Origin of the sequence: Bartonella chomelii, from assembly GCF_014138465.1 — a bacterium.
Lineage (GTDB): Bacteria > Pseudomonadota > Alphaproteobacteria > Rhizobiales > Rhizobiaceae > Bartonella > Bartonella schoenbuchensis.
Genome location: NZ_JACJIR010000001.1, coordinates 399,389 through 425,632, shown reverse-complemented (window position 1 = coordinate 425,632; position 26,244 = coordinate 399,389). Strand labels below are relative to the sequence as shown.

At 36.7% G+C, this 26,244-nt stretch carries 20 protein-coding genes; 11 read left to right on the top strand and 9 right to left on the bottom strand.

Annotation, left to right across the window (positions count from 1 at the left end; all coding sequences use genetic code 11):
* The first annotated feature begins 17 nt into the window (after positions 1 to 17).
* From GGR10_RS01815 to GGR10_RS01765, 11 genes are all read left to right on the top strand, one after another.
* Positions 18 to 686, top strand: coding sequence for a response regulator transcription factor (locus GGR10_RS01815; protein ID WP_182479639.1), 669 nt, complete (start codon positions 18 to 20; stop codon positions 684 to 686).
* A complete protein-coding gene (locus GGR10_RS01810; protein WP_182479638.1) occupies positions 683 to 2,095 on the top strand; it encodes a sensor histidine kinase in 1,413 nt (470 codons plus the stop codon). The genes GGR10_RS01815 and GGR10_RS01810 overlap by 4 nt, the downstream gene beginning before the upstream one ends.
* A 532-nt stretch (positions 2,096 to 2,627) precedes the next feature.
* Positions 2,628 to 3,464, top strand: a complete 837-nt coding sequence (locus GGR10_RS01805) for a tetratricopeptide repeat protein (RefSeq protein WP_182479637.1) — start codon at positions 2,628 to 2,630, stop codon at positions 3,462 to 3,464.
* Between the two features lie 190 nt (positions 3,465 to 3,654).
* Positions 3,655 to 4,152, top strand: coding sequence for a cytochrome c maturation protein CcmE (gene ccmE / locus GGR10_RS01800; protein ID WP_182479636.1), 498 nt, complete (start codon positions 3,655 to 3,657; stop codon positions 4,150 to 4,152).
* Positions 4,142 to 6,085, top strand: coding sequence for a heme lyase CcmF/NrfE family subunit (locus GGR10_RS01795; RefSeq protein WP_182479635.1), 1,944 nt, complete (start codon positions 4,142 to 4,144; stop codon positions 6,083 to 6,085). Before ccmE ends, GGR10_RS01795 begins: the two co-directional genes overlap by 11 nt.
* 39 nt (positions 6,086 to 6,124) lie before the next feature.
* A complete protein-coding gene (locus GGR10_RS01790) occupies positions 6,125 to 6,553 on the top strand; it encodes a cytochrome c-type biogenesis protein (RefSeq protein ID WP_182479634.1) in 429 nt (142 codons plus the stop codon).
* A 215-nt stretch (positions 6,554 to 6,768) separates the two neighbouring features.
* Positions 6,769 to 8,277, top strand: coding sequence for a Do family serine endopeptidase (locus tag GGR10_RS01785; protein ID WP_182479633.1), 1,509 nt, complete (start codon positions 6,769 to 6,771; stop codon positions 8,275 to 8,277).
* Positions 8,278 to 8,355: 78 nt separating this feature from the next.
* The gene (locus tag GGR10_RS01780) at positions 8,356 to 9,042 is read left to right on the top strand and encodes a response regulator transcription factor (RefSeq protein ID WP_182479632.1); all 687 of its coding nucleotides are present in this window, start codon (positions 8,356 to 8,358) and stop codon (positions 9,040 to 9,042) included.
* Complete coding sequence (locus tag GGR10_RS01775; protein ID WP_182479631.1) at positions 9,039 to 10,421, top strand: sensor histidine kinase; 1,383 nt, start codon at positions 9,039 to 9,041, stop codon at positions 10,419 to 10,421. The genes GGR10_RS01780 and GGR10_RS01775 overlap by 4 nt, the downstream gene beginning before the upstream one ends.
* 109 nt (positions 10,422 to 10,530) lie before the next feature.
* Entirely contained in the window at positions 10,531 to 13,455 is a 2,925-nt protein-coding gene (locus GGR10_RS01770) for a bifunctional [glutamine synthetase] adenylyltransferase/[glutamine synthetase]-adenylyl-L-tyrosine phosphorylase (protein WP_182479630.1), read from the top strand.
* Positions 13,456 to 13,542: 87 nt separating this feature from the next.
* The gene (locus GGR10_RS01765; protein WP_182479629.1) at positions 13,543 to 14,079 is read left to right on the top strand and encodes a methylated-DNA--[protein]-cysteine S-methyltransferase; all 537 of its coding nucleotides are present in this window, start codon (positions 13,543 to 13,545) and stop codon (positions 14,077 to 14,079) included.
* A gap of 5 nt (positions 14,080 to 14,084) precedes the next feature.
* On the opposite strand, the gene GGR10_RS01760 is transcribed toward GGR10_RS01765, so the two are convergent.
* From GGR10_RS01760 to thiC, 9 genes are all read right to left on the bottom strand, one after another.
* On the bottom strand, positions 14,085 to 16,403 hold the full coding sequence (locus tag GGR10_RS01760) for a PAS domain-containing sensor histidine kinase (protein WP_182479628.1): 2,319 nt from the start codon (positions 16,401 to 16,403) through the stop codon (positions 14,085 to 14,087).
* Positions 16,404 to 16,682: 279 nt separating this feature from the next.
* Positions 16,683 to 19,310, bottom strand: a complete 2,628-nt coding sequence (gene pepN / locus GGR10_RS01755) for an aminopeptidase N (protein WP_182479627.1) — start codon at positions 19,308 to 19,310, stop codon at positions 16,683 to 16,685.
* 73 nt (positions 19,311 to 19,383) lie between these two features.
* Positions 19,384 to 20,214 (bottom strand): uracil-DNA glycosylase, encoded by an 831-nt coding sequence (locus GGR10_RS01750; protein ID WP_182479626.1) that lies wholly within the window; start codon positions 20,212 to 20,214, stop codon positions 19,384 to 19,386.
* Between the two features lie 439 nt (positions 20,215 to 20,653).
* On the bottom strand, positions 20,654 to 21,412 hold the full coding sequence (locus tag GGR10_RS01745) for a hydroxymethylpyrimidine/phosphomethylpyrimidine kinase (protein ID WP_182479625.1): 759 nt from the start codon (positions 21,410 to 21,412) through the stop codon (positions 20,654 to 20,656).
* Positions 21,403 to 22,008, bottom strand: a complete 606-nt coding sequence (locus GGR10_RS01740; RefSeq protein ID WP_182479624.1) for a thiamine phosphate synthase — start codon at positions 22,006 to 22,008, stop codon at positions 21,403 to 21,405. Before GGR10_RS01740 ends, GGR10_RS01745 begins: the two co-directional genes overlap by 10 nt.
* On the bottom strand, positions 22,005 to 22,778 hold the full coding sequence (locus GGR10_RS01735; protein WP_182479623.1) for a thiazole synthase: 774 nt from the start codon (positions 22,776 to 22,778) through the stop codon (positions 22,005 to 22,007). Before GGR10_RS01735 ends, GGR10_RS01740 begins: the two co-directional genes overlap by 4 nt.
* Before the next feature lie 5 nt (positions 22,779 to 22,783).
* Entirely contained in the window at positions 22,784 to 22,981 is a 198-nt protein-coding gene (thiS, locus tag GGR10_RS01730; protein WP_182479622.1) for a sulfur carrier protein ThiS, read from the bottom strand.
* 3 nt (positions 22,982 to 22,984) lie between these two features.
* The gene (locus GGR10_RS01725; protein WP_010703521.1) at positions 22,985 to 23,935 is read right to left on the bottom strand and encodes an FAD-dependent oxidoreductase; all 951 of its coding nucleotides are present in this window, start codon (positions 23,933 to 23,935) and stop codon (positions 22,985 to 22,987) included.
* Positions 23,932 to 25,770: a phosphomethylpyrimidine synthase ThiC gene (thiC, locus tag GGR10_RS01720; RefSeq protein WP_182479621.1), complete on the bottom strand. Its 1,839-nt coding sequence runs from the start codon at positions 25,768 to 25,770 to the stop codon at positions 23,932 to 23,934. Before thiC ends, GGR10_RS01725 begins: the two co-directional genes overlap by 4 nt.
* Positions 25,771 to 26,244: the final 474 nt, after the last annotated feature.

Sequence of the window (26,244 nt, the reverse complement as noted above, 5' to 3'; positions counted from 1 at the left end):
TTTGTGCAGGTATAGTGATGCGCATTTTAATTGTTGAAGATGACCGAGATCTTAATGATCAATTAGCAGAAGCTTTGAAAAATGCAGGATATGTTTTTGATTGTGTTTTTGATGGTGAAGAAGCTTATTTTTTAGGAAGTACAGAGCCTTACGATGCTGTGATTCTTGATATTGGTTTACCACGCATGGATGGGATTCGTGTTGTTGAGAAATGGCGCCAAGAGGGGTATTCCATGCCTGTTTTAATGCTAACAGCACGCGATCGTTGGTCTGATAAAGTACTTGGCATTGATGCAGGTGCTGATGATTATGTTGTTAAACCGTTCCATATAGAAGAGGTAATAGCACGATTGCGGGCGTTAATTCGTCGAGCTGCAGGCCATGCAACAAATTCATTATCTTGTGGGAGTGTTTTGTTAGATACTAAGACTTCTCGTGTTTTTGTTGATGGTCAATTGATTAAATTGACATCACATGAGTTTAGGCTTCTTTCTTACCTTATGCACCATTGTGATCAAATTGTTTCAAGGACAGAGCTTATCGAACATCTTTATGATCAGGATTTTGATAAAGATTCAAATACGATTGAAGTTTTTGTAGGGCGATTACGAAAAAAGCTTGGAGTAGATTTGATAGAAACTATTCGTGGAATGGGTTATCGGGTAAAAACATTAGGTGACAAATGACAACCTTGAAGAACAATAGCCAGTTTAAGAAGTTCTTTTATTTTGTTGGTAACTCTCTTAGTTTACGTGTTATGATTTTGTCTACATTGTGGGTTACTATCTCGGTTTCATCTATTTCAGCAATCAGTATTTTATTTTATCAGCGTTCAAGTGAACAAAGTCTATGTCGTATCCTTTCTGCTCAGCTTTATAGTCTTATTGCAACTGTAACTGTAACGCCTGAGGGATATTTAAAAGGAGGTCTTGGATTTGATGATATTCGTTATTCAGATTCCACATCAGGGTGGTATTGGGAAGTAGTTGCTGTATCACCTGATTTACATGGAAGATTGATGTCACCGTCATTGGGAACTAAAAAAATTTTTTCACCAAGCGATATTGATGTGCCTTTTGACAATCAATTCTTTCGTTCTTATCGAGTAAAAGGGGATGATGGTAAGAACCTACAGGTTGTTGAAAGCGATATTGTTTTAGATAATCAAAATAGGGTTGCACGTTTTCGCCTCGTTGGGAATATTGATGAAGCGCATGCGCAAGTAAAAGAGTTCAAGCAAACTTTACAAATTTTTCTTTGGAGTTTTGGTATAGGCAGTGTTCTTATCAATATTGCTGTTATTTTTTTTAGTTTTCAACCATTGAAACGGATTCGACAAACATTGAATGATATTCGTGAAGGTAAAGCTGATTATGTCAATACGGATTTATTGAGTGAAGTTATGCCGTTGGCACAAGAAATGAATGCTCTTATTAATAATAATCAGCGTATTATTGAGCGATTTCGGATGCAAGTTGGTAATCTTGCTCATTCATTGAAGACACCTTTATCAGTTATCATGAATGAAACTGATAAAATGAGCGGAAAACAGGCTGTTTTATTATGTGAACAAGCTAAAATAATGCAGGCTCAAATCAATCATTATCTACAACGTTCTCGGATTGCAGCGCAGTGCAACAGTATTATTAATCACACGTCTGTTCGTAAAGTGCTCGATCGTTTGGTGCGGGTTATGGAAAAGCTCAATTCTGATAAACATATTCAATTTATCATGGATATTGATGATATTGTTTTTTCTGGTGAAAGAGAAGATTTAGAGGAAATTGTCGGTAATTTGGTTGAGAATGCTGCTCAATGGTCTCGCACCCAAATTTTAATTTGCTGTGGTTTAGAAGAGGGTGTTAAAGAGGAAGCATTCTTTAATATTATTATCGAAGATGATGGTCCTGGTTTAACAGAAGAGCAAATAGATAAAGCTTTAAAAAGGGGACAGCGACTTGATGAAAGTAAACCGGGAACGGGATTAGGATTAGCGATCGTTTCAGATATAGTCAGTGAATATGGGGGAAGTCTTTCTTTATCACGTTCTAAATTGGGTGGATTATATACAAAAGTTTTATTGCCAAGGCGGTAAATATATTTTTTCTAAGAGGCGCGTATATTAGAATTAATAAATAGAGTAGTATCTTCATACAACGCATTGAGGTAAAAAAGTCATTTTTTGTATGTTAGGATGGTGTTTGTATATACTAAAGATCTATAAGTGGAGTCTTTGTATATGTGGGTAAAATTAATAATGAATTTTGCTCAAGTCATAATGCAAAAGTGGCTTTGTTTTCATGGGTTTTTTAATGCTTTTATTTTTGGCAAGTCATTACAAAATTTGTAAAGGATATAATGTATTAGAGGATGTTGGATACTGAAAAATCACTTGAATGTTTATATGAGGTAAGTATTCCTAAAAATGGTGATACTAGGATTATTTTATCCCAATTGATTTGAAAATTGTTATCAATACAGTTTTTTATCTTCAATGATACGCTACAAACAGTTTATAGCAGTACATGCCACAATTCTAATGGAAATTAGGGGATTTCTTACATGAATTACGAAGTAAAGAAGAACAGATTATAGCTTTTTAATTATTATAATGATATTACAGTAATATGCTATTATTAATTTTAGCTGCATTTTTTCTCATTCTTTTAACAATTGCTATCTTTTTTTTGCTGCATTTTGACTATGGATCTAAAAAAGGTAAGCAAGTTCTGGTTATGGATGAGGGCAAAAGTCAGATTCATAGAATTGAATCTGGCTTTGAACATAACTTCATTGATAAAGAGCGCATACAAGAAGTACATCTTGAATTACCTAGTAAAGCTATTTCTGTTGAAACACACAAGGCTTTTGTACAAAAACCTTATAAGCACCGTAAGGGCCTTTGTGTTTTAAAGGCATTTGTTATTTTATTTGTTCCATTTGTAACATGCGGTATTTACAGTTTAACAGGCAGTCCAGGAACCAAAAGTTATTTTTTTAATGAATTAATGGATAAGGATCCACAAACGTTAAATAGGCGTGAGAAACTTGTACGTTTACAAACGCTTTTTTTTCGCACGCCCAATGATGGCAAGATAGCAGATGTTTTAGCAATCAGTTATTTTGAGGAAGGTCTTTTTCAGGATGCGGTGAATATTTATTTAGATGCACTTCGTTTAAATGGAGAGACAGCTCCACGGTTGATGGGGTATGGTCTAGCGTTGGTTGGTTATGAAGGCGGAATAATTACACAAGAAGCACAGAATGCTTTTCAAAAGGCTGCAGATTTAGCTCCAGATGATTTTTATCCTCGTTTATTTTTAGCTGATGCACTTTGTCAGGCTGGTAAGCCTGAACAGGCAGTCCATCTTTTACAAAATTTTCTCAGTACAGTGTCTAAGGATGTTTCAGGACGATCCCGTATTGAAGAAATGATAGTTCAGTTACGTAATACATGTAATTAGATGTCAAAGAAGTAAATTGGAGCAGCTTAAGGCTATTGAAACAAATGGGCTTATTGAGTAGTAAAATTAGATAAGCAAATTGATCGTGTACAGAATACTGCAAAGCTGTCTAAAAAGATGAAATATATGAATGATTAATTGTATTTATGTATATCACGTAATTTATAAAAATATTTTTTGTAAATAGGCTATGAACAGTCAATCTTTAAAAAGTCTCCCTTCACTTAAGCTTATTTTGAAAAAGCGGAAAAAAAAGCGTTTGCTACTCATTTTATTATGCCTTTTTATAATGGCAATTGCAGCAGGCTTTTTATTGTACGCAATGCGTAATGCTGCAAGTTTTTTCCGAACGCCATCTGAGATCACTAGGGAGGATATTTTAACAGGTCACTCTTTGCGTCTAGGTGGCTTTGTTGAAAAAGGGACCGTTGAGTACGGTGACAAGATAAAAGTAACTTTTTTCGTGACTGATCATTCAAAGCGCCAAAAAGTAGTGTTCAATGGTATATTACCAGATCTATTTCGTGAAGAGCAGGGTGTTATCGTAGAGGGATATTTTGACGAACAGGGGCTTTTTATAGGCACACGTGTTTTGGCAAAACATAATGAGACTTATATGTCTAAGGAAACAGCTGGTCATTTAAAAAAACGTCATAGTGTGGAAAGGGCATTTGATCGTGCTCGTTGAATTGGGTCATATTTTTTTAGCTTCAGCATTTACGGTTAGTTTATTGCAGGCTTTTTTACCTATTTTGGGTATTTTGTGGGCAGAACGCTCATTGATGCGGATAGTGGAACCGCTGGCATATATCATCTTTATATTATTGTTCTTGTCTTTTTCAATTATTGTACATGCCTATATGGTATCTGATTTTTCTGTTCTAAATGTTGTTGAGAACTCCCATTCAGAAAAACCAATGTTTTATAAGGTCATTGGTGTTTGGAGTAATCACGAAGGATCAATGTTATTATGGGTTTTAATCCTAGCTTTTTTTAGTGCATTAGTGGCATTGTTTAATCATCAACTGCCAGAAAAATTTAAAGCATTAGTTTTAAGTTGCCAAAGTTGGATTACAAGCGCTTTTCTTTTATTTATTCTTTTTTTATCCAACCCATTTGTACGTATTAATCCACCAGCATTACAAGGAAATGACCTTAATCCTCTTTTACAGGATAATGCTTTAGCAATTCATCCACCACTTCTTTATTTAGGCTATGTTGGTTTTTCAGTTTGTTTTTCTTTTTCAATAGCTGCATTAGTTACAGGATATGTCGATAAAGTTTGGGCACGTTGGGTACGGCTATGGATTCTGCTCTCATGGGTTTTTTTAACACTTGGGATTATGGTTGGTTCATATTGGGCTTATTATGAACTTGGCTGGGGTGGTTATTGGTTTTGGGATCCCGTTGAGAATGTTTCACTTATGCCTTGGCTTTCAGGAACGGCTTTCTTGCATTCTGCTATTGTCCTTGAAAAGCGAAATGCCTTAAAAAGTTGGACTTTGTTTTTAGCTATTCTTACTTTTTCTCTTTCTCTTATGGGGACTTTTCTTGTTCGTTCGGGTATTTTAATGTCTGTTCATAGTTTTGCTGTTGATCCAACACGTGGGCAGGCAATTCTTTCTATTTTGCTTTTTTTCATAAGTGGGGCTTTTTTGCTCTTTGCTTTGCGTGTACCTGTTTTGAAAATAGGTGGATTTTTTCAACCAATTTCGCGTGAAGGTTTTATTGTTTTAAATAATTTATTTCTCACCACGGCAACAGCAACAGTGTTAGTTGGTACAGTTTATCCTTATTTTATTGAAGCATTAACTGGACAAAAGATTTCCGTAGGTGCTCATTTTTTTAAACTTACATTTGGGCCTTTAATGGTGGTGCTATTATTGTTGGTTCCATTTGGGCCAATGATAGCATGGAAGCGCGGCGATTTTCTTGCAGTTTTTGAGCGGTTGTGGTTTGTTTTTGTACTAGCTTGCGTGGCCTGTTTTGTCACATTTTATACAACGTCTTGGCGTGATATTTTTGCAGCTTTGGGAGTTGGGCTTTCAATTTTTGTTGTCTTGGGTAGTTTAGCTGGTCTTTGGGTGAAGAGTGGTCATAGAAAAACACCCGTGCTGATACGAGCGAGGAGATTTTTTGGGTTGCCGTGGTCTGTTTTTGGAACTGCATTGGCACATATGGGATTAGGGGTTACATTATTTGGTATTGTTTGTGTTGCAACTTTTGAGCAAGAGCAGATGTTAACCATGCAAATAGGGGATACGGTTACAATAGCTGGTAAAACTATTCGTTTTGATGCATTACGTAATGTTGCTTTCTCAAATTATTCTGAAATGCAATTTGATTTTAAAATATATAAAAATCAGAAATCTGTGCGCAATGTAACGGCATCGAAAAGATTTTACTCAAGTAAAAATATATCAACGACAAAAGTTGGTATTAAAAGTTATGGTTTTTCTCAATTTTATGTTGAACCAGGTCGGATAGGTGATCAAGGTCTTGATGTATATATACGATGGAAACCTTACGTGATCTGTATTTGGTTTGGTGCATTGATGATGGCAATTGGTGGCTGTTTTTCCTTTTTAGGTTATTGGTTACGTATAAGGATGCATCAATGAATAATTTCCAATTTTAAATATTTTTGAAAGAGTATTGCGATGAAAAGGTTTTGCTTTTTGGCTTTTATTTTTTGTGTTATCCTTTCTCCTATACAATTTGTGATAGCAGTAGAGCCACATGAAATTTTAGAAGACCCAATACTTGAATCACGGGCTCGTAATATTTCATCACAGTTACGTTGCCCAGTTTGCTACAATCAATCGATTAATGATTCAGATGCTCCATTGGCACATGATTTACGCCTTTTAATACGTGAACGTTTAAAAGCAGGTGATAGTGATCAACAGATTATTGATTTCCTTGTTGAAAGATATGGTGAATTTATTTTATTAGAATTACCATTCAATAAAGTAACATGGTTTTTATGGTTATTTCCTCTGATATTTCTTATCATGGGTATCAGTGTTATATTTTTTCAAATAAAACGCCGTAAACGCTCAAAATTAATTGCTTTCAAAACTAAATGAATAGAGATGACTAAAATGTTATCAAAGTGAAATAAATTATATACAGAAAAGAAGTTTGGTCTGTTTAAATTAATGCTTTGTCTCTATTTATTATTATGAATTGTTGTTTGTCTAACCTTACAAAACTTTAACGATTTAGACAGAAAACGGTAAGGTCTGTTGTTTTATTACTAATTTTATAAAGACCTCAATATTACTAAATAGGAGCACACAAAATGGTTAAACCAATCTTCCGTATGATATCGCCGGCAATAGGTCTTTCTACGGTTTTAGCAAGTACAATGTTTTTGAGTGGATCAAACTTTTGGATGACAGAAGCTCATGCAGATCCTGTATTTGTTCCATCAGTGCAGCAGCAGGGGTTTGCAAATATTGTGTCTCAAGTAAAGCCTGCAGTTGTTTCAGTGCAGGTGAAGAGCAATGCAAAAAAAGAAGAGTGGTTCTTTGATGGCTTTTTTAGTGCTCCAGGTATTGATCAATTACCAGATCAACATCCTTTTAAAAAATTTTTCAAAGAGTTTTATGACCGTGGTTGGCCTAACAGTAAGCATTCTCATCGTTCGCATAAACCCCGTCCTATAGCTTTTGGATCTGGTTTTTTTATTTCATCTGATGGTTATATTGTGACTAATGATCACGTAATTTCTGATGGAACAAGCTATTCTGTTGTTCTTGATGATGGTACAGAACTTAATGCCAAACTGATTGGAACAGATTCTCGAACTGATTTAGCAGTGTTAAAAGTAGATGATAAACGAACATTCCCATATGTTGATTTTGCTGATGATTCAAAGCTTTATGTTGGCGATTGGGTTGTTGCTGTTGGTAATCCATTTGGTCTTGGTGGAACTGTAACAGCAGGGATTGTTTCAGCACGTGGACGTGATATCGGTGCTGGTATTTATGATGATTTTATTCAGATTGATGCTGCTGTTAATAGGGGAAATTCTGGTGGGCCAACTTTTAATCTTAATGGGCAAGTTGTTGGGATTAATACAGCAATTTTTTCTCCTTCTGGAGGAAACGTTGGAATTGCATTTGCTATCCCTGCAACAACAGCAAAACAGGTTGTAAAGCAGCTTATTGAAAAAGGTTCAGTTCAACGTGGTTGGCTTGGTGTTCAGATTCAACCAGTAACCAAGGAAATTTCTGATTCAGTAGGTTTAAAAGAAACCAAGGGTGCTTTAGTTACTGATCCGCTTAAAGGGCCTGCAGAAAAGGCTGGTATTAAAACAGGTGATGTGATTATTGCAGTAAATGGTGAAAAAGTTACTGATGCGCGTGATCTAGCAAGACGTATTGCACATATTAGACCGGGAGAAACAGCAGTCTTAAATGTTTGGAGATCTGGCAAAGAAGAAAAAATTAAGGTTAAGCTTGATGCAATGCCAGAAAGTGAAAATAAGAAAGAGGCTTCAAGGTCTTCATCAAGTAAGCAACAAAGTTCGAATGAAACGCTAGAAGATTACGGTTTGATTGTGACCCCTTCTGATGATAGCACAGGAATGGTTGTAAACGATGTGGATTCGGATTCAGAAGCAGCAGAGAAGGGAATTCGCCCTGGTGATGTAATTGTAACAGTTAATAATAAACCGGTCAAAAAGGTGTCTGATATTACTGATACAATTAAGAATGCGCAAAAGCTAGGACGAAATGCAATATTATTGCAAGTGCGTACAAATGATCAAAATCGTTTTATTGCTCTTCAAATTGTTAAGAAATAACGTCTGTTAACAATGGGGCAGAATTTTTATAAATTTCTGTCCCATAATTGTTTAATAAAATAATTGGAGAAGCGTTTTATGAAGATACTTGTCATTGAAGATGATCGTGAAACAGGACGTTATCTTGAAAAAGCGTTTTTGGAAGTAGGATATACAGCTGATATTGCTTGTGACGGGGACACAGGTTATTCTTTGGCTGAAACAGGCAATTATGATGTTATGGTTGTTGATCGGATGCTCCCATATCGTGATGGTTTGTCCATTGTTTCTGAATTACGTGCCAAAGGTAATGAAACGCCCGTTCTTATTCTTTCTGCTTTAGGGCAAGTTGATGATCGTGTAACGGGTTTACGTGCAGGAGGTGACGATTATCTGACAAAGCCTTATGCATTTTCAGAGCTTCTTGCACGTGTTGAAGTATTGCAACGACGGAAAAGTCCTAAAGAAGCAGAAACTGTTTATTGCGTAGGCAATCTTGAGCTTGATCGGTTAGCGCATACAGTAAAACGTGGTGGAATAAATATCATATTACAACCACGCGAATTTCGTTTGCTTGAATATTTAATGCGGTATGCTGGTCAGGTTGTTACACGCACTATGCTTTTGGAAAATGTTTGGGATTATCATTTCGATCCACAAACAAATGTAATTGATGTTCATATATCTCGCTTAAGAGCAAAAATTGAAAAAGACTTTGATATTCCACTTTTACATACGGTACGTGGAGCTGGATATATGCTAAAGGCTCCAGACAAAACAATATGAACCGTTTAATCAATATAATGCGCACAACTGCTCTAAGGCTTTCTGCACTTTATATTTTATTGTTTAGTTTGGTTGCAGCTGGTCTTTCTATTTATATGACAGCATTTGCTGTCTCATTATTAACAGATCAAACTGAACAAGCTTTACGTGAAGAATTAAGGAATATTGAAAGCGCTTATAATTATGGTGGGTTGTCTTTATTAATGCGTACTATTGATTATCGTTCGCGACAACCTGGGGCTTTTCTTTATCTTGTTACTGATCCTATGGGGCGTATTTTAACAGGCAATGTTGCGCGTATTGAACCTGGTTTACTTAAATATAATGGCTTTCTTTCGGATTCTTTTTTATATTCACGTTTTGGAGAACATGGCAAAACAAGTGAGCATCGTGCTTTAGCAGTTGTTGTTGATTTACCAAATGCTATGAAACTTCTTGTTGGACGGGATTTAGATGAACCAGAACGTTTTGCAAAGGTTATTCGTAAAGCTGTGGTGATTGCTCTTATAGCAATGGTTGGAGGGGCTTTGCTAATATGGTTTTTTGTTGGCAGACGGGCGTTGCAGAGGATTGATCGTGTCACGGCTGCATCACAACATTTAATGGATGGTGATTTTAGTGAGCGCTTACCTGTTTCTCAAGCAGGTGATGAGTTTGATCGACTATCAGCTAATCTCAATGTTATGTTAGATCGTATTGAAGAATTAAATATTGGTCTACGTCAGGTATCAGATAATATTGCTCATGATCTTAAGACGCCGCTAACACGTCTTAGAAATCGCGCTGAAGAGGCGCTGTCAGGGCAAAAGACAGAGCTTGAATATCGGCAAGCGCTGGATGATGTTATTGCTGAATCAGATCAACTTATTCGTACTTTTAATGCTATTTTGATGATTTCCCGCATTGAAGCGAGCAGTTCTGTTGCGCATCTTGAACCCATGAATGTGAAGTTAATTCTTGAAGATGCGGTTGAACTTTATGAACCTTTTGCTGAAGAAGCGGGTATTTTGCTTCGATTAGGGCATGTATTTGATAAAGAGGTCAGGCTCAATCGTGAGCTTATTGCACAATCGATTTTTAATCTCATTGATAATGCAATCAAATATGCACCTAGTGGTGAAAAAAATACAGAAATTTCTTTATCAATGGAATGCCGTGGCGAATGTTTGCTCGTTGTGGTTAGTGATAATGGTCCGGGAATTGCAGAAGATAAGCGTGAAAAAGTAACAGAACGGTTTGTTCGTCTTGAGAAAAGCCGCACACAGCCTGGTTGTGGTATTGGTTTAAGTATAGCAAAAGCTGTTATGAAATTTCATGGGGGAGAGCTGTTACTTGAAGATGCAAACCCAGGGCTTAGAGCTGTTTTGATGTTCCCTTAATATTTGTTTATTTCTCATTACCTTATTTGATGTGTGTAAGACTGTTTTTCTAAGTCTATAATGTAAATACAATAAACGAAACTCAAAATGCTTCCTCAAGGAAATGTAGATGAAAAAAGCTTTTTTAAAAACACAGCTTCTCTCTTTACGTCCACTTGATGAAAGTGGTTCTCAATGGTTGAAGGATATTACAGAACAAGCAAGAAAAGAAAATTTAGAATCATTGGTTTCCTATATTACAGTTGGGGGAGAACAGGTTGACTTCATTAGTGCAGTTATGACTTTATCTCCTTTTTTGCGTGGAGCTTTGATTGCCAATCCATCTTATCTTAATTCCTTATTGGACGTTGATATAGAAACAAGGCTTAGCAAAATTATAGAAGATATTGCAGCTATCGATAGAGTTGAAGATATTCATGAAGCTTCATTAATGGCGGCTTTAAGACGCAAGAAAAAAGAAGCACATGTTCTTATCGCTTTAGCTGATTTAAGTGGTATTTTTACTTGCGCAGTATCATGTATGTGGTTAACCCGCTTGGGTGAAGCGGCTTTGGGTGCGGCTTTACGTTTTCTTTTAAGGGAAGCACATGATCATGGAAAGATTAATTTGCTTAATCGTGACAATCCAGAACAAAATTGTGGTTTGATTATTTTAGGTATGGGAAAGTTTGGTGCAGGAGAACTTAATTATTCTTCTGATATAGATCTTATTATTTTTATTGATGACACGTTGCCTCAGATTAGTGATTTTTGTGAAAGTGTCGATATATTCTCTAAAATAGTACGTCGATTGATTCATATCATTCAAGCTCGCACTGCTGATGGATATGTTTTTCGGCTTGATTTGCGACTTCGTCCTGATCCGGGTTCAACGCCTTTAGCATTACCGGTAGGAGCAGCTTTGCGTTATTATGAAGGACGTGGACAAAATTGGGAACGTGCAGCTATGATTAAAGCACGTCCGGTGGCAGGTGATATTATTGCAGGTTTTAATGTACTGAAAGATCTTTCACCTTATATATGGCGAAAATATTTAGACTATGCTGCTATTGCTGATATTCATTCTATCAAACGTCAAATCCATGCGTATAAAAATTATGGTCAGATTGCTGCTTTTGGCCATAATATAAAATTGGGAAGAGGTGGTATTCGTGAGATTGAATTTTTTGTTCAGACACAACAGTTAATTGCAGGTGGACGCTTTCCTCAATTGCGTGGACGTGAGACAGTTGCAATGTTGAAAGAACTTCATAATCTTGGTTGGATTGGTAAGGAAACTAGAGATAGTCTTATAAAAAGTTATGCTTTTTTACGTAATGTTGAACACCGTATTCAAATGTTTGCAGATGAGCAAACGCATATTTTACCAGAGGATGTTTCTCAATTCACTAGCGTTGCATATTTGATGGGGTATAAAAAGAAAGACTGCTTTATTAGTGATTTATTAGAAACACTTAAAATAGTTGAAAAACATTATGCAGCGTTATTTGAGCATGAACAAGAACTTGGCTTGGAAATTGGTAATTTAGTTTTTACAGGTGAAGAAGATGATCCCGAAACACTTATCACATTAAGTCGTTTAGGTTTTGAAAGGGCTAGTGATATTTGTCGTATTATGCGCACGCTGCATTGTGGGCGTTATAAAGCCACTCAATCTGCTGAAGCACGTGAAAGGCTAACGGAACTTACACCAGCACTTTTGAAAGCTTTCGGTGCTACTAAAAGAGCTGATCAGGCGATGTTGCGTTTTGATAGTTTTTTGCAAGGTTTACCTTCAGGGATTCAACTTTTTAGTTTATTGCAGTCTAATCCATCTCTTTTGAATATGTTGGTACGTATTATGGGAGCAGCTCCGCGCCTTGCGGAAATTATTACACGTAAACCGCATGTTTTTGATGGAATGCTAGATCCAACAATTTTTTCAGAATTACCGACAAAAGCTTATCTAGAAAATCAAATTAATTATTTCCTTGAGGGTGTAACTGCTTATGAAGATATTCTGGATCGTTTAAGAATTTTTGCAGATGAACAACGTTTTTTGATTGGTATCCGGCTTTTGAACGGTACAATTACAGGAGATAAAGCAGGCTTTGCTTTTACTACACTTGCAGATCTTATGATTGCAAAAACGATTGCTGTTGTTCAAGAAGAATTTTCTCGTTGTCATGGTCATGTTAAAGGAGGACGTATTGGCATATTAGGTATGGGTAAGCTTGGAAGCTGTGAATTAACTGCAGGTTCAGATGTCGATCTTATTGTGCTTTATGATCATGATGAGGACGCAGAAAAATCTGATGGAGAAAAGCCTCTTTATGTTTCCCAATATTATACTCGTCTAACACAACGTTTTGTTTCTGCTTTATCTTCTTCTACAGGTCAAGGTGTCCTTTATGCGGTTGATTTACGATTGAGACCATTGGGCAATAAAGGGCCTGTTGCTGTTTTTTTTGAAGTTTTTGCAAAATATCAGCGTAAGGAAGCATGGATATGGGAACATCTTGCTTTAACCCGAGCACGGGGTATAGCTGGCGATGCTGATTTTTTACAAAAATTAGAAAATGAGGTTCGTGCAATTATTGCACTTCCTCGCGACAAGAAAATGATAGCAAAAGAAGTACGTGAAATGCGTGCTTTAATTGAGCAGAAGAAACCACCAAAAAATCGATGGGATTTAAAAACTATACCTGGTGGAATTATGGAGCTTGAATTTATTGCTCAATATGCTCTTATAACTCATATGATTGAATTCCAGATTGGAACGACGACTGCTGATATTCTTTCTCATTTACCGAAAAGTTTTCTTGATCAATCACTTATTTCTGAATTACATCACGCTTATTGCCTTTATACAAATTTGAGTCAAATTATACGTCTTTGCTTAAATGATTATCTTAATCCTGATGATATGCCGCCTGGACTAGGTGATCTCTTATTACATAGCGTTGGTGAGCCTGATTTGCTGCGCGTTGAGAAACTTATTGAAGAAACAGGCCAATTGGTACATTCAATTTTTACACAGGTGTTTAAAGATTGAATACGCTTTATCATAAAATCATAAAATTTCCATTTTGTTAGAAGATTAAATTGTACAAAGTGTTAACTCAATTCTCGAAAAACATTCATGATAGGGCTTAAGAACAAGAATTCGCAAGATGCGATTGTTGTTATCTTAAAAGAGACATCAATAGGGGTTCTCTTAATTGCAAAATCTCGCAAAGGTATTTGTAATATAGCTTTAGGCGATACTGCCGGACAGTTATTACAGGAATTGAAAATAACCAATGTGCAATACAATATTGATGACAATATATTAAATAGAGAAATTGCGCATATTATAGCAATGGTGGAAACTCCTAAATTGGTAGAACATCATGATTTACAATTAGATATTAAAGGTACGGCTTTTCAGCAAAAAGTGTGGAGTGCATTATGTGAAGTACAGTGCGGGGAAACGGTCTCTTATAAAGAATTAGCGCAACATATCGGTATGCCGAAGGCTGTTCGTGCGGTTGCAAATGCGTGTGCACATAATAAGTTGGCATTAGTCATTCCTTGCCATCGTGTGATATACAAAAATGGCGCTATTGCAGGTTATCGTTGGGGTATTCAACGAAAACAAATTTTGCTCCATCGAGAACGGCAAGAATATTTTGTTTGAAAATTTTAATTTTGTTGAATTGGCATTGTAATAGTTACAGTTGTACCTTTTTCTTCTTTAGAAGTAATTTCAAGTTTTCCTTTGTGTAGTTTAACGAGAGAACGAGAAATAGCTAACCCAAGGCCTGAGCCGGTATGAGTTTTGGTAAATTGATTTTCAACTTGTTCAAAGGGTTGCCCAAGTTTTTTGATTGCTGCTTGAGGAATACCAACTCCTGTATCTTTTATTTTAAAGATAAGGTTATTTTCTTTCTGGAAGGCACAAACATCAATATTGCCACCAGAAGGTGTAAACTTAACGGCATTGGAAATAAGATTAAGGAAAATCTGTCTTATAGCACGGCAATCAACTTCAGCATGAAGTTTTGGTGCAATATTCTCTGTAACGGAAACCTTTTTTTCTTGTGCTTGTGGGGTAAGTGTTCGAACTGCTTCACTGATGATTGGTCCAAGATCAATGTTTTTACAATCAAGAGTAAATCTTCCAGCTTCGATTTTTGACATATCGAGGATATCATTGATGAGAGTTAAAAGATGAGTTCCTGAATTGTGAATATCACGCATATATTCTTTATAGCGTTGTGAACCAAGAGGACCAAAGGTAGATTGCAACATGATATCTGAAAAACCAAGAATAGCGTTAAGAGGGGTACGTAATTCATGGGATATATTGGCTAAAAATTCTGATTTAGCTTTATTAGCACTTTCAGCTCGCTCTTTTTCTGCTTGCAGACTTTTGTTCAGTTTTTCAACCTCTGTTGCACGTTGCTGGGCATTTCCTCGTGCACGTTTGAGTTCTTGAATGAAAGAAAAAAGGCTTTTTTCGCTGTTTTTAAATTTTTCTTGCTGTTGTTTAAGTTCGGAAATGTCAGTACCAGTGCAAACAAGCCCTCCATCTTGTGTACGCCGTTCATTAATTTTGAGCCAGCATCCATCTGCGGTTTGGCGAATACTGGTTAGGTTACCAGTTCCATCTTCTTTGAGGAGATATTCACTAATAGCAGGACGTGCCATAGCTTCAACAGTTGCACGTTGAATGCCTGATTGCAGCATTTGTTTGGGGATAGCTGCATATTCGCAAAATTTGCTATTGGACATAACTAAACGCCCTTCAGAATCCCACAATACAAAAGATTCTGAAATATTTTCAATAGCATCGCGAATACGAAGATCAGCTTGTGCTGTTTGTTCAGCAAGTTGACGTTGTTCGCTAATATCGAAGGAAATACCAACTAAATGAGGCTCTTCTCCTTCAGTAACTTCAGCACGAAAACGCATCCATATATAATGACCATCAGCATGACGCATGGGAATATTAATATCGATGTGTTTTTTTTCACCGCTCATTAATTCCTGAGCAAGATCAAAGAAATTAGTATCAGTTGGGTTGATGATGGCAGTAATTTGAGAAATTGACAGCAATGCATCTTGAGGCACATAACCAAGCATTTCATACATGGCTCGTGACCAATATACTCGACCGCTTGCCATATTCCAATCCCACAATCCACAACGTCCACGCATCATTGCCATATCGATACGGTTTTGATTTTTTTCTGAAACCAGATCCATATTATGTGCGCGTGAAACTTGGTTATAATATGCATAAAGAAGAGCCAGTATAATACCGGTGGTTCCTATGAATAAGGTCATATTTAATGAGAAGATTTTACGCCATTCCATATAGATGTCGTGTGTTTTCTCACTCATAAATACGCTATATTGACTATTTTTTGTTTGGCTGAGTAAAGCTAAGGCAGGTTCTGTTCCTATTTTGATTTGTGTAGCGCCAGTGTGCTGTTTAAGAGACTCTAAAGCGGCATTTTCAGAGATGAAATTTTTTAAAGGTTTTCCTAAGATTACCTCTGAACTAGATGAAGCTAAAACATTTTCATTTTGATCGACTATAGCGATTATAGTATTGGTATTGACAAGGTTTTGGTTACGCAGATCAACAAGGATATCTTCTAAATGACTATGAGAAAGGCTGGTAGTTTTTCCTTGCTTGGTAATGGTAGATAAGTCACGATCAATCGTATTTACGATGTGAGCAGCTAATAGATTCATTGTAGAGCGCGTATCTTTATCAATTGTATGGCGTAAGTCATAAATTGACACAAAGCGGACTGCTGCTAACACAATGAGAAAAAGAATGATGATAAACGGAATAGACCGACGTAGCCAAGGCTCAATCGATAAAAGTTTTTTATGAATTGAACCAGAAAGTAAATCAATATACGCTTCCTGTGCCTTGCGATTTTGAACGCTCGGCTTTGAATCGGAATATATTCCTGTGGGCGCATTATATACGTCCAATTTCTCCATTTCTGGTTCCTCTAATCATGAATAATATGACTGGAAAACTATTTCTGTACTCATAACAAACCAGTGGGTACAGTGAATCAAAACAGGAGTCTTCTGTCTAGTCTTTTTTTTAGGAGAAAGTAATTTTACTGCTATGAACGTAAATTATTGACTATTGAAAACGCTTTAATATTGCTCATAAACAAGCTTGCACGACTTGTTTATGAGCTTACCTTTATTGAATAGATATTTCTAATTTATCTTCAAAACATCTTATAATATATTGATTATAAATATATTTTAATTGAGCATACGATTAATGATATCTGCTACATCACTTGACAATTTAGGTGCTGCTGCAATTGTTTTTAATGCAGTTTCAAGTTTCTGCTGCCGAATGGGCTCCCATTGTCGCCAAGAGCGCATAATTGTTAATAATCTCGAAGAAAGCTGTGGATTCTTTTTATCAATTTCTAAGATGATTTGGCAAAGGAAATGATAAGCTGCTCCATCAACTCTATTAAAACCTGTTTGGTTTCCTGCTGCAAAGGCACCAATCAGGGCACGAACTCGATTAGGATTATCCTTTGAAAAGAGCGGATGTTTCATAAGTTTTTGAATCTGACTAAGTGTTGCCTCTCCAGCAACCATTGCTTGAATAGAAAACCATTTATCCATAACCAAAGGATCGTGACGATATCGGTTTTCAAAATCATTTAAGGCGTCTTGTGCTTGTTTACTTTCATTAAAGTGTTGCACTAAAATCGTTATGCTGGCCACGCGGTCAGTCATGTTATCAGCCATTGCATATTGTGTGGCAGCACGGTCTGGTTTGTTTTCTGCAATAGAAAGATAGTCTAATATAACATTGCGTAATGCTCGTTTTCCAATTTGTGCAGTGTTTGGTGAATAGGGCTCTTTTATCTCCATCTGCGTGTAGATTTTTGTTAAGAGTTCTTGATGAGTGTGTGCGATAGAAGCTAAAAATTGATTACGCACGTGATGAATACGATCTGGATCGACATTTTCAGCAAGTGTGCGAGCAAGTTCAACTTCGTTAGGTAAGCTTAAGCAAAATGCACGAAATTCAGGTTCAAGATTTTCATCTTTAACGATAATTTCGATGAGTTCTAGCAAATTAGAGGGCATGCCACTCTTTTCTAGCGTTTTATCTTTAATTACTTGAATAAGGGCTTGCGTTATCAAATGGTTGAGTGATTGCCAGCGATTAATTTGATTACTATCGTTTTTAGCAAGAAAGATCAGTTCATCTTCATTGAATGGGGTTTGTAAAGTAATAGGGGCAGAAAAATTTCTGAGAAGTGATAAAATAGGCTTTTCACTCAATCCTTTTAATGTAAAGGTCTGAGTTTCTTGAGATAGTATCATAACATCTGCTTGAATATTTGCATCAGATTCATAAGTTAATTCTTCTCCCTTATGCCCCAGTAAACCAAAAGCGATAGGAATGAGCATAGGTTTTTTTTCGTTTTGTTGTGGTGTTGCTGGAATATGTTGTTTTGCATGAATCTTTAAAACGCCATTGTTATAATCACTATCGATTTTCACATGAGGCGTACCAGCTTGTTCATACCACAACATAAATTGTGAAAAATCTTTACCAGAGACTTCAGCAAAACAGGCGATAAAATCCTCAATAGTGCATGCTTGTCCATCATGGCGTTGAAAATAGAGATCCATACCTTTACGAAACAGAGTAGGGCCTAAAATAGTGTGCACCATGCGGACCACTTCTGCTCCTTTCTCATAGATAGTCGTAGTATAAAAATTGTTGATTTGACTATATTGACGAGGTCGTACAGGATGAGCCAATGGACCAGCATCTTCAGAAAATTGTGTAGCTTTCAGAGTTTTTATGTTTTCAATTCGCTGTAGGCTGCGTACATTTTGATCTGCAGAAAATTCCTGATCACGATAAACAGTTAATCCTTCTTTTAAACAGAGCTGGAACCAATCACGGCACGTAATACGATTTCCCGTCCAATTGTGGAAATATTCATGTGCAATAACACGCTCAACATTTCGGTAATCATGGTCAGTTGCTGTTTCATGGTCTGCAAGGACATATTTATCATTAAAAATGTTTAATCCTTTATTTTCCATTGCACCCATATTGAAATCTGAGACAGCAACAATATTGAAAACATCAAGATCATATTCGCGTCCAAAGTACTGCTCATCCCAACGCATGGAGCGCTTGAGTGCATCCATCGCATAGATTGCTCGTTTTGTTTTTCCTTTTTCTACATAGATGCCAAGTTTGACACGTCGTCCAGATTCCGTGGTAAAATGATCTTCTAACTCATCAAGATCTCCACCAACTAGAGCAAAGAGGTAGGATGGTTTCGGATAAGGGTCTTCCCAAATAGCAAAGTGACGGTTGTTATCAAGGGTTCCTGTTTCAACAAGGTTACCATTAGAAAGCAAGATAGGAATTGTGTGAGAATCTGCTTCAATTCTTACTGTATAAGTGGAAAGAACATCTGGGCGGTCATAAAAATAAGTAATACGGCGAAAACCTTCCGCTTCACACTGTGTGCAATAAACACCGTTTGAAAGGTAAAGCCCCATGAGTTTGCGGTTATTTTCAGGGTTTAATTCTGTAACCAATTGCAATGTAAAAGGAGAAGTAGGTGGAGTTGTAATTTCCAGATATGAAGGGGTGCTTTTGTAAGCATTATCGGCTAATTTTTCATCATTTATGGCAACAGAAATTAATGTAAGTTCATCACCAGAAAGTACCAAAGGTGTTAATTTTTTTATATTTTCACGAGGCTCAATCAGCAATGTTGCTGTAACACGAGTTTTTGTTGGTTCCAAGCAAAAATCAAGCTGCGTTTTGGGTATAGCGTAAGGTGTGGGCTGATAATCTTCCAAACGATAAGTGGGAATAGTTGGTTGTTTCATAATTTTTTCCTTATTGTATTTGGGAATATGAGTAATTAAGCGTTTATGTTTTAAAAGAAGGAAGATCAATAAGTTATAAAAGATTATTGAGACGGTCTTTTACTTCTAGAAAATCCATCCATGTAAGCTTTTTTTGACTAGGGGTTCGTAAAAGATAAGCAGGATGAAAAGTTGGCATAACAGGTATTTTAACGTTATTTGCGCTCTCATAGATTTGCCATTTTCCCCTTATGCGTATAATTCCGCCTTGAGCCCCCGTAAGAAATTGTGCAGCAGTTCCTCCTAGCGCAATAAGAACACGAGGGTTAGCTAGCTCAATTTGCCGTTCAATAAAGGGGCGACATAATGCAACCTCTCTTGGTGTTGGTGTGCGATTTCCAGGTGGGCGCCATGGAATAGTGTTTGCTATGTAAACATTTTTTCTTGTTAGACCAATGGATGCCAATATTTTGTTAAGTAGCATTCCTGCTTTTCCAACAAACGGAATTCCTTGTATATCTTCGTCTCGTCCTGGTGCTTCTCCTATGAGCATAAGTGGACTTCCTGCTGTTCCATCTGAAAAACAGGTGTTTTTAGCTGTCAGTTTTAATGAGCAACCATTAAAGGCGAGGAGGGCAGATTTTAATTCGTCAAGTGTATGGGCATTTTTTGCCATCTCTATGGCTGAGAGCGTGTCATGTATTTTATTGTCAAGGTTATGCGGTTGTTTGTTATGCAGTTTTATGGGTTGGGAAGTTTGTTTATGATGGCTAATATCAACTGCTTGTTTTGATTTTTGCTCTAAAATAGCAGATTGGCTAAAACGGTCAATTGGCGTATCGTTAAGCGCAGCATCTACACCACTTTCTTTATAAAAGCTTAATAGTTCTTTATATGAGATTAAACATTGAGTTTGTTCTGACATTTCGCTTTTTTACTTGTAACCAATCCATTAATGGATAAACCAAGCAGAATTATTCTTCAAGCTTTATAATGTATTTTATTACGAATGAAGGTATAGTAATATTGTTTGATGATTTCTTAGAAACTGGCCTTAATGAAATTATAAGATTCAATAATTGAAGTTCATAGTTTTTCTTTGGTGTACAAATGACTGGAACTTTTATCTATGCCCTTATTGATACACAGGTTTTCTGTATGATTTATGCGATGTGAAAGATGTAAGGGTAATTTTATATTTTGTATTTGTTAAAAGCGCGTGATGGATCATTTCAATGTATTTATATGTTTTAGTATCATGCGATTACTCTAAAACCAGTTATTTTATTCCATTATAGGCAGGTCTCACGTGATATAAAAGGATTAAAACAATTTTTAAAAGAAATAGAATGGTGTTTAAAATTTTAATGCTCTTTTTGAGAGTGATTTAAAAGTAATGTGTAAAGGTATTCTTTTGATTTTTTTACGGCTGTCGTTATAGATTTGTTGAATGCCAAATGTGCAGCAATAGCACTTGAAAGGATACAACCTGTTCCACGCATTCCTCCTTTTAAACGTGGAGCAGAAATATTTATTGCTTGAGTTTTATCAATTAAAATGTCGGTTGCAAAAGTGCCATGTGCGTGTCCACCTTTTATCAATATATAGCGTGGACCAAATGAAAGAAGTTTTTTGGCTTGTTGTATTGCCTCTTCACAATTAGAAGCTAAAGGACTTTGGCTAAGAAGCGCTAGTTCTTCCATATTAGGTGTTAAAAGTTCAATGTGAGGAAGCAGTTTATTAAGCATAATTTCTGTAGTTTTTTCTGTTGTAAGTTTTCCCCCTGATGAGGCAATAAGAACAGGATCAAAAACAACTGGAATATGGGAGTAGTCTTCTAATACATTGCAGATTTCCACTATAATTTCTTGAGTGCCTATCATTCCGATTTTGATTGCGCGTATAGGATTGGCTTCTAGGGCCACTCGCATTTGTGCGCCAACAAATTCTCCACTCATGGGTACAATTTTGGCAACGTGGTTGTCATCTTGCACATTAACACAGGTGATTGCTAAACTTGCTTTTGTTTGAAAATATGCAGCTGTCTCTATATCGCGAACAATGCCAGCACCACCTGTTGGATCAGTACCAGCAACAATAAGAATAGAAGGAATTAACGCCATTTTTGAGTTACCTTCATCCACTGTTGGGTGCGCTCTTCTGGTTTTTTATGTAAAATAATATCAGTTACAACAGCAGCACTATTAGCCCCTGCTTCCAAAATATCAATTGCGCGTTCTGGTGTTAAACCACCAATGCCAACTAAAGGCAAAGCTCCAATCCGTTTTTTCCATTGTTTGATTTTTTCTAATCCTTGTGGAGCCCATTTCATTTTTTTTAAGATTGTCGGATAAATCGGACCAAGTGCAATATATTCAGGAGAAACAGACATACTAATATCTAACTCATGTTCATCATGAGTACTAAGACCAAATTTAATACCATTTTTACGGATTGCAGGAATGTCAGCGTTGCATAAATCTTCTTGTCCAAGATGAATAAAATCGCACTTTTCATCAATTGCTATTTTCCAATAATCATTAATGATTAATTGTGCTCCAAATTTATCGCATATATTTTTTGCTCGTTTTATATGGTGGTTTATTATTTCTATATTTTTGTTTTTCATACGTAATTGTATCAGTTTAACCCCGAGAGGAACCAAGCGTTCAACCCAATCGGCATTGTCAACGATGAGATAAAACGGATCAAGTTTCATGAAAATACTGCTTGCCCAATAACTGGTGTTGAAGGCACAGCTACATTGCGTGCTTCAAGGATTCCTGCTTTGTACCCCATACGTCCTGCTTTAATAGCGTGAGAAAATGCTTCAGCCATTAATACAGGGTCACCTGCTTTGGCAACAGCGGTGTTGAGCAATACTGCATCATAACCAAGTTCCATAGCAATAGCAGCGTGCGATGGTCGCCCAATGCCGGCATCAATAACAAGAGTAAGATCAGGCAAGTAAGCACGGATAGAACGCAATCCGTCAGTGTTACAGGGGCCTTTGGCAGATCCAATAGGAGCACACCAAGGCATAATGACACGGCAGCCAGCTTCTAAGAGTTTTTCAGCTACAATGAGATCATCTGTTGTATAAGCAAAAATTTGAAACCCTTCGTTGTTTAGAATTTTTGCTGCTTCAACTAAGGCAAAAACATTTGGCTGTAATGTATCCGAATTGCCAATAACTTCGAGTTTAATCCAAGATGTCTTAAAGAGATCTCGTGCTAATTGGGCTGTGGTAACAGCTTCTTTAACAGTGTAACAGCCAGCAGTATTAGGAAGTACTGTTACGTTAAGTTCTTTTAAAAATTGCCAAAATTGTCCGCCTTGTTTTCCGCCTGCAGTTTCTCGACGTAATGAAACTGTCACAATTTCTGTATTAGATTTACGAATGGCTTCACGAAGAATTGCTGGTGAAGGATATTGAGCTGTTCCCAATAAAAGGCGGGAAGAAAACTGAAAGCCATAAAAATTCAACATAAGTTTCAACCTCCTTGCATTGGGCTTAGAATTTCAATTCTATCTCCTTCATGCAAAACAAATTGATTTCGTGCATCTGCAGGAACAACTTCGGAATTTACAGCGGTTGCTAGCCAATTTCCTTCATAACCTAATTCTTCAAGAAGTAAATTAAGGTAAGTTACTTCTGTTTTGAGCATTTGACCATTGACAAATATTTGCATGCTTTATTCCAATGCTAGTTTTACTGCTTGTTTTGCCATTTCTGGAGACAAAAGAAAACCATGTCTATAAAAACCATTAATAGAAATATGATTACCGTGTCTATTAACGCAAGGTAAATTATTAGGATAGCATGGACGTACACCGACGCCAGATTCTATAATTTCTGCTTCTGCAAAAGCAGGATGCAAAGTATAGGCAGCATTAAGAAATTCCATCATTGATCTTGCCGAAATTGCACCATTAAAGTCACTTTCAATCATTGTCGCTCCAACCATAAAAATGTTATCTTCTCGGGGAACGATATAGAGAGGAATACGCGGATGAAGAAGACGAATGGGGCGAGAAATTTGAATATCTGTACTGCGTATTAAAAGCATTTCCCCGCGTACTCCCCGTATATTTTTGTCTGTTCCTAAACGCGCTATTCCTGTTGCATCAATAATGATGTCAAAATTCTTTTCAGGTACTCCTATATCAGCAAAACATGCTCCGTTTTTTATGAGGGTTTCTTTTAAAATAATCAGTGCTTTACGGGGATCAATATGTGCTTCATTTTCATAAAAAAGTGCATAATTAAAACGTTCTGCAAGATCAGGTTCAAGATGCGCTATTTCTGAGCCTTCTATAGTTTTGTGATTATTGGTGCGCACTGAAAATCGTTTAAGTTCTGTTATATCTCGTGTGGGTGCAATGACTAAAGTGCCTTTTTGTATCACAATTTCGGGAAGTATTTCTTTCCACCATTGTAAACCTTGTATGCCAAGATCTTCAACAATTGGTTCAGAGCTTTCCCTTTCACAATAAGGCGCTAGCATACCTCCTGCATACCAGCTTGCAGTTCCTATAGGGGAATGGGGGGGAGCAGATACAGTAACAGTTGCGCCTTTTTGTTGTAACATAAAGGCAACTGTTAAACCGCCTACACCTGCACCTTTTACAAGAATATTTTTCAACCGTTTACTATTTCTTTTTTTGTAGGAACAGCTTCTATATAGAGATCACCGTTCTTTCGATATTGTTCGGCCATGGCGACCATGCCTTCATCTTTCACTTTTTTTGTTTCTACTGCGTCACGGATATCATGAGAAATGCGCATTGAGCAGAACTTTGGTCCACACATAGAACAAAAATGGGTTAATTTATGTGCTTCTTTGGGGAGAGTTTCATCATGAAAAGCACGTGCTGTGTCTGGATCAAGTGAGAGATTAAATTGATCATACCACCGGAAATCAAACCGTGCACGTGAAAGAGTGTCATCACGCATTTGAGCTCTAGGAAGGCCTTTGGCAAGATCAGCAGCATGTGCAGCAATTTTATAAGTGATAACACCAGTTTTTACATCATTTTTGTCAGGTAGTCCTAGATGCTCTTTAGGTGTTACATAGCAAAGCATGGCAGTTCCAAACCAACCGATCATAGCAGCTCCAATTGCTGATGTAATATGGTCATATCCAGGGGCAATGTCAGTTGTAAGGGGGCCTAAGGTATAAAAGGGTGCTTCATGACAAAGAGCTAGTTGCTGTTCCATATTTTCTTTAATTTTATGCATTGGCACATGACCAGGTCCTTCGATCATAACTTGTACGTCTTTTTCCCATGCAATTTTTGTTAACTCTCCTAAAGTTTTCAACTCAGCAAATTGAGCTTCATCATTAGCATCAGCAATAGAACCAGGACGCAATCCATCACCCAATGAAAGAGAAACATCATATGTGCGTGCAATGTCACAAATTTCATCAAAATGTTCATATAAAAAATTTTCTTTGTGGTGATACAAACACCACTTAGCCATAATAGATCCCCCACGTGAAACAATACCTGTTACGCGATCAATAGTAAGCGGAATGAAAGGTAATCTTACTCCTGCGTGAATAGTAAAATAATCAACACCTTGTTCTGCTTGTTCAATGAGGGTATCGCGAAAAATATCCCATGTTAAATTTTCAGCAATACCGTGCACTTTTTCGAGTGCTTGGTAAATTGGAACGGTTCCAATGGGAACTGGAGAATTTCGAATAATCCACTCACGAATATTATGGATATTACGCCCTGTTGAAAGATCCATGACTGTATCTGCTCCCCAGCGAATGGCCCAAACCATTTTTTCAACTTCTTCTGCCATAGATGAAGTGACTGCTGAATTGCCGATATTAGCATTAATTTTAACACGAAAGTTACGCCCAATAATCATTGGTTCGCATTCTGGATGATTGATATTTTTAGGAATAATAGCTCGTCCGCAAGCAATTTCATTGCGCACAAATTCTGCAGTATAGATTTCTGGTATTGATGCACTAAATGCCTTATTATTTAATGCTGTTTTTTGTTGGTCTTGTTCTGTTAGACCTTCATTTTCACGGATAGCAACATATTCCATTTCTGCAGTAATAATACCGGCACGTGCATAAGCCATCTGTGTAATTGTTTTTCCATTTTTTGCACGCAAAATAGGCCGTTTTTGTTCAAAAGCTGGTGTAAGGTTGTTATCGTGAGTATAGCCATTATCTTCAGGTTTGACTAATCGAGCAGGATAAGATTCAGTGTCAGCACGTTCAGATAGCCAAGGTTCACTGATTGCAGGAAGTCCTTTAGTGATATCAATGACAGCATCTTTATCGGTATAGGGCCCTGAAGTATCGTAAACGTTTAAAGATTTTTCATTACAACCATCTGTCAGTGAAATCTCGCGTAATGGTACACGCACATTAGCAAAGAGAGAACTTTGTTGATAAATTTTGCGTGAGGCGGGAAAGGGACTGCAACTAACTGATGGAGTGTTTTTTTGCACAAACTTTTTCCTTATAAATTCATAATTAAAAAACGCATTGCAGGATTAACAAAAATGTATTCAACTAATAAGGTGCACTTTAGTGAGGTTGTATACAATATCACTTTACCCCCAACACGTATTATCTAATCAAGCTCTGAAGATTTCATTGTGAGAAAGCCAATAAAAACTTTTATATATTTGCTTATAATATTCCAACCATAATCAGAGCATTTTATTTCCTAATTATGATCAGCTTAAATGTTTATGTTGTCAATCGCAAAGATGTGTTCTCAACGATTTTAGAATATTTTGGAAGGATGAAGGCAAAAATCATTGCAAATAATTAGCCAATAACATTAAGCATTCTTTCAAAAAGCAGCATAAAGAATGTCTTATCATTAATTCACTCACTATAATATCCAACGTAAAAGATAGAATATTGGTTATTGCTACGTACTCGTGACATATTCCTTAAAGTTCAACAATGATTGG

Bases quoted from the DNA above. Each gene is read 5' to 3' on its own strand.
- GGR10_RS01765 (WP_182479629.1), top strand. From the start codon at position 13,543: ATGATAGGGCTTAAGAACAAGAATTCGCAAGATGCGATTGTTGTTATC.
- GGR10_RS01815 (WP_182479639.1), top strand. From the start codon at position 18: ATGCGCATTTTAATTGTTGAAGATGACCGAGATCTTAATGATCAATTA.
- GGR10_RS01760 (WP_182479628.1), bottom strand. From the start codon at position 16,403: ATGGAGAAATTGGACGTATATAATGCGCCCACAGGAATATATTCCGAT.
- GGR10_RS01780 (WP_182479632.1), top strand. From the start codon at position 8,356: ATGAAGATACTTGTCATTGAAGATGATCGTGAAACAGGACGTTATCTT.
- GGR10_RS01805 (WP_182479637.1), top strand. From the start codon at position 2,628: ATGCTATTATTAATTTTAGCTGCATTTTTTCTCATTCTTTTAACAATT.
- pepN (WP_182479627.1), bottom strand. From the start codon at position 19,310: ATGAAACAACCAACTATTCCCACTTATCGTTTGGAAGATTATCAGCCC.
- GGR10_RS01770 (WP_182479630.1), top strand. From the start codon at position 10,531: ATGAAAAAAGCTTTTTTAAAAACACAGCTTCTCTCTTTACGTCCACTT.
- GGR10_RS01745 (WP_182479625.1), bottom strand. From the start codon at position 21,412: ATGGCGTTAATTCCTTCTATTCTTATTGTTGCTGGTACTGATCCAACA.
- GGR10_RS01785 (WP_182479633.1), top strand. From the start codon at position 6,769: ATGGTTAAACCAATCTTCCGTATGATATCGCCGGCAATAGGTCTTTCT.
- ccmE (WP_182479636.1), top strand. From the start codon at position 3,655: ATGAACAGTCAATCTTTAAAAAGTCTCCCTTCACTTAAGCTTATTTTG.
- GGR10_RS01750 (WP_182479626.1), bottom strand. From the start codon at position 20,214: ATGTCAGAACAAACTCAATGTTTAATCTCATATAAAGAACTATTAAGC.
- GGR10_RS01735 (WP_182479623.1), bottom strand. From the start codon at position 22,778: ATGTTGAATTTTTATGGCTTTCAGTTTTCTTCCCGCCTTTTATTGGGA.
- GGR10_RS01790 (WP_182479634.1), top strand. From the start codon at position 6,125: ATGAAAAGGTTTTGCTTTTTGGCTTTTATTTTTTGTGTTATCCTTTCT.
- GGR10_RS01775 (WP_182479631.1), top strand. From the start codon at position 9,039: ATGAACCGTTTAATCAATATAATGCGCACAACTGCTCTAAGGCTTTCT.
- thiS (WP_182479622.1), bottom strand. From the start codon at position 22,981: ATGCAAATATTTGTCAATGGTCAAATGCTCAAAACAGAAGTAACTTAC.
- GGR10_RS01810 (WP_182479638.1), top strand. From the start codon at position 683: ATGACAACCTTGAAGAACAATAGCCAGTTTAAGAAGTTCTTTTATTTT.
- GGR10_RS01740 (WP_182479624.1), bottom strand. From the start codon at position 22,008: ATGAAACTTGATCCGTTTTATCTCATCGTTGACAATGCCGATTGGGTT.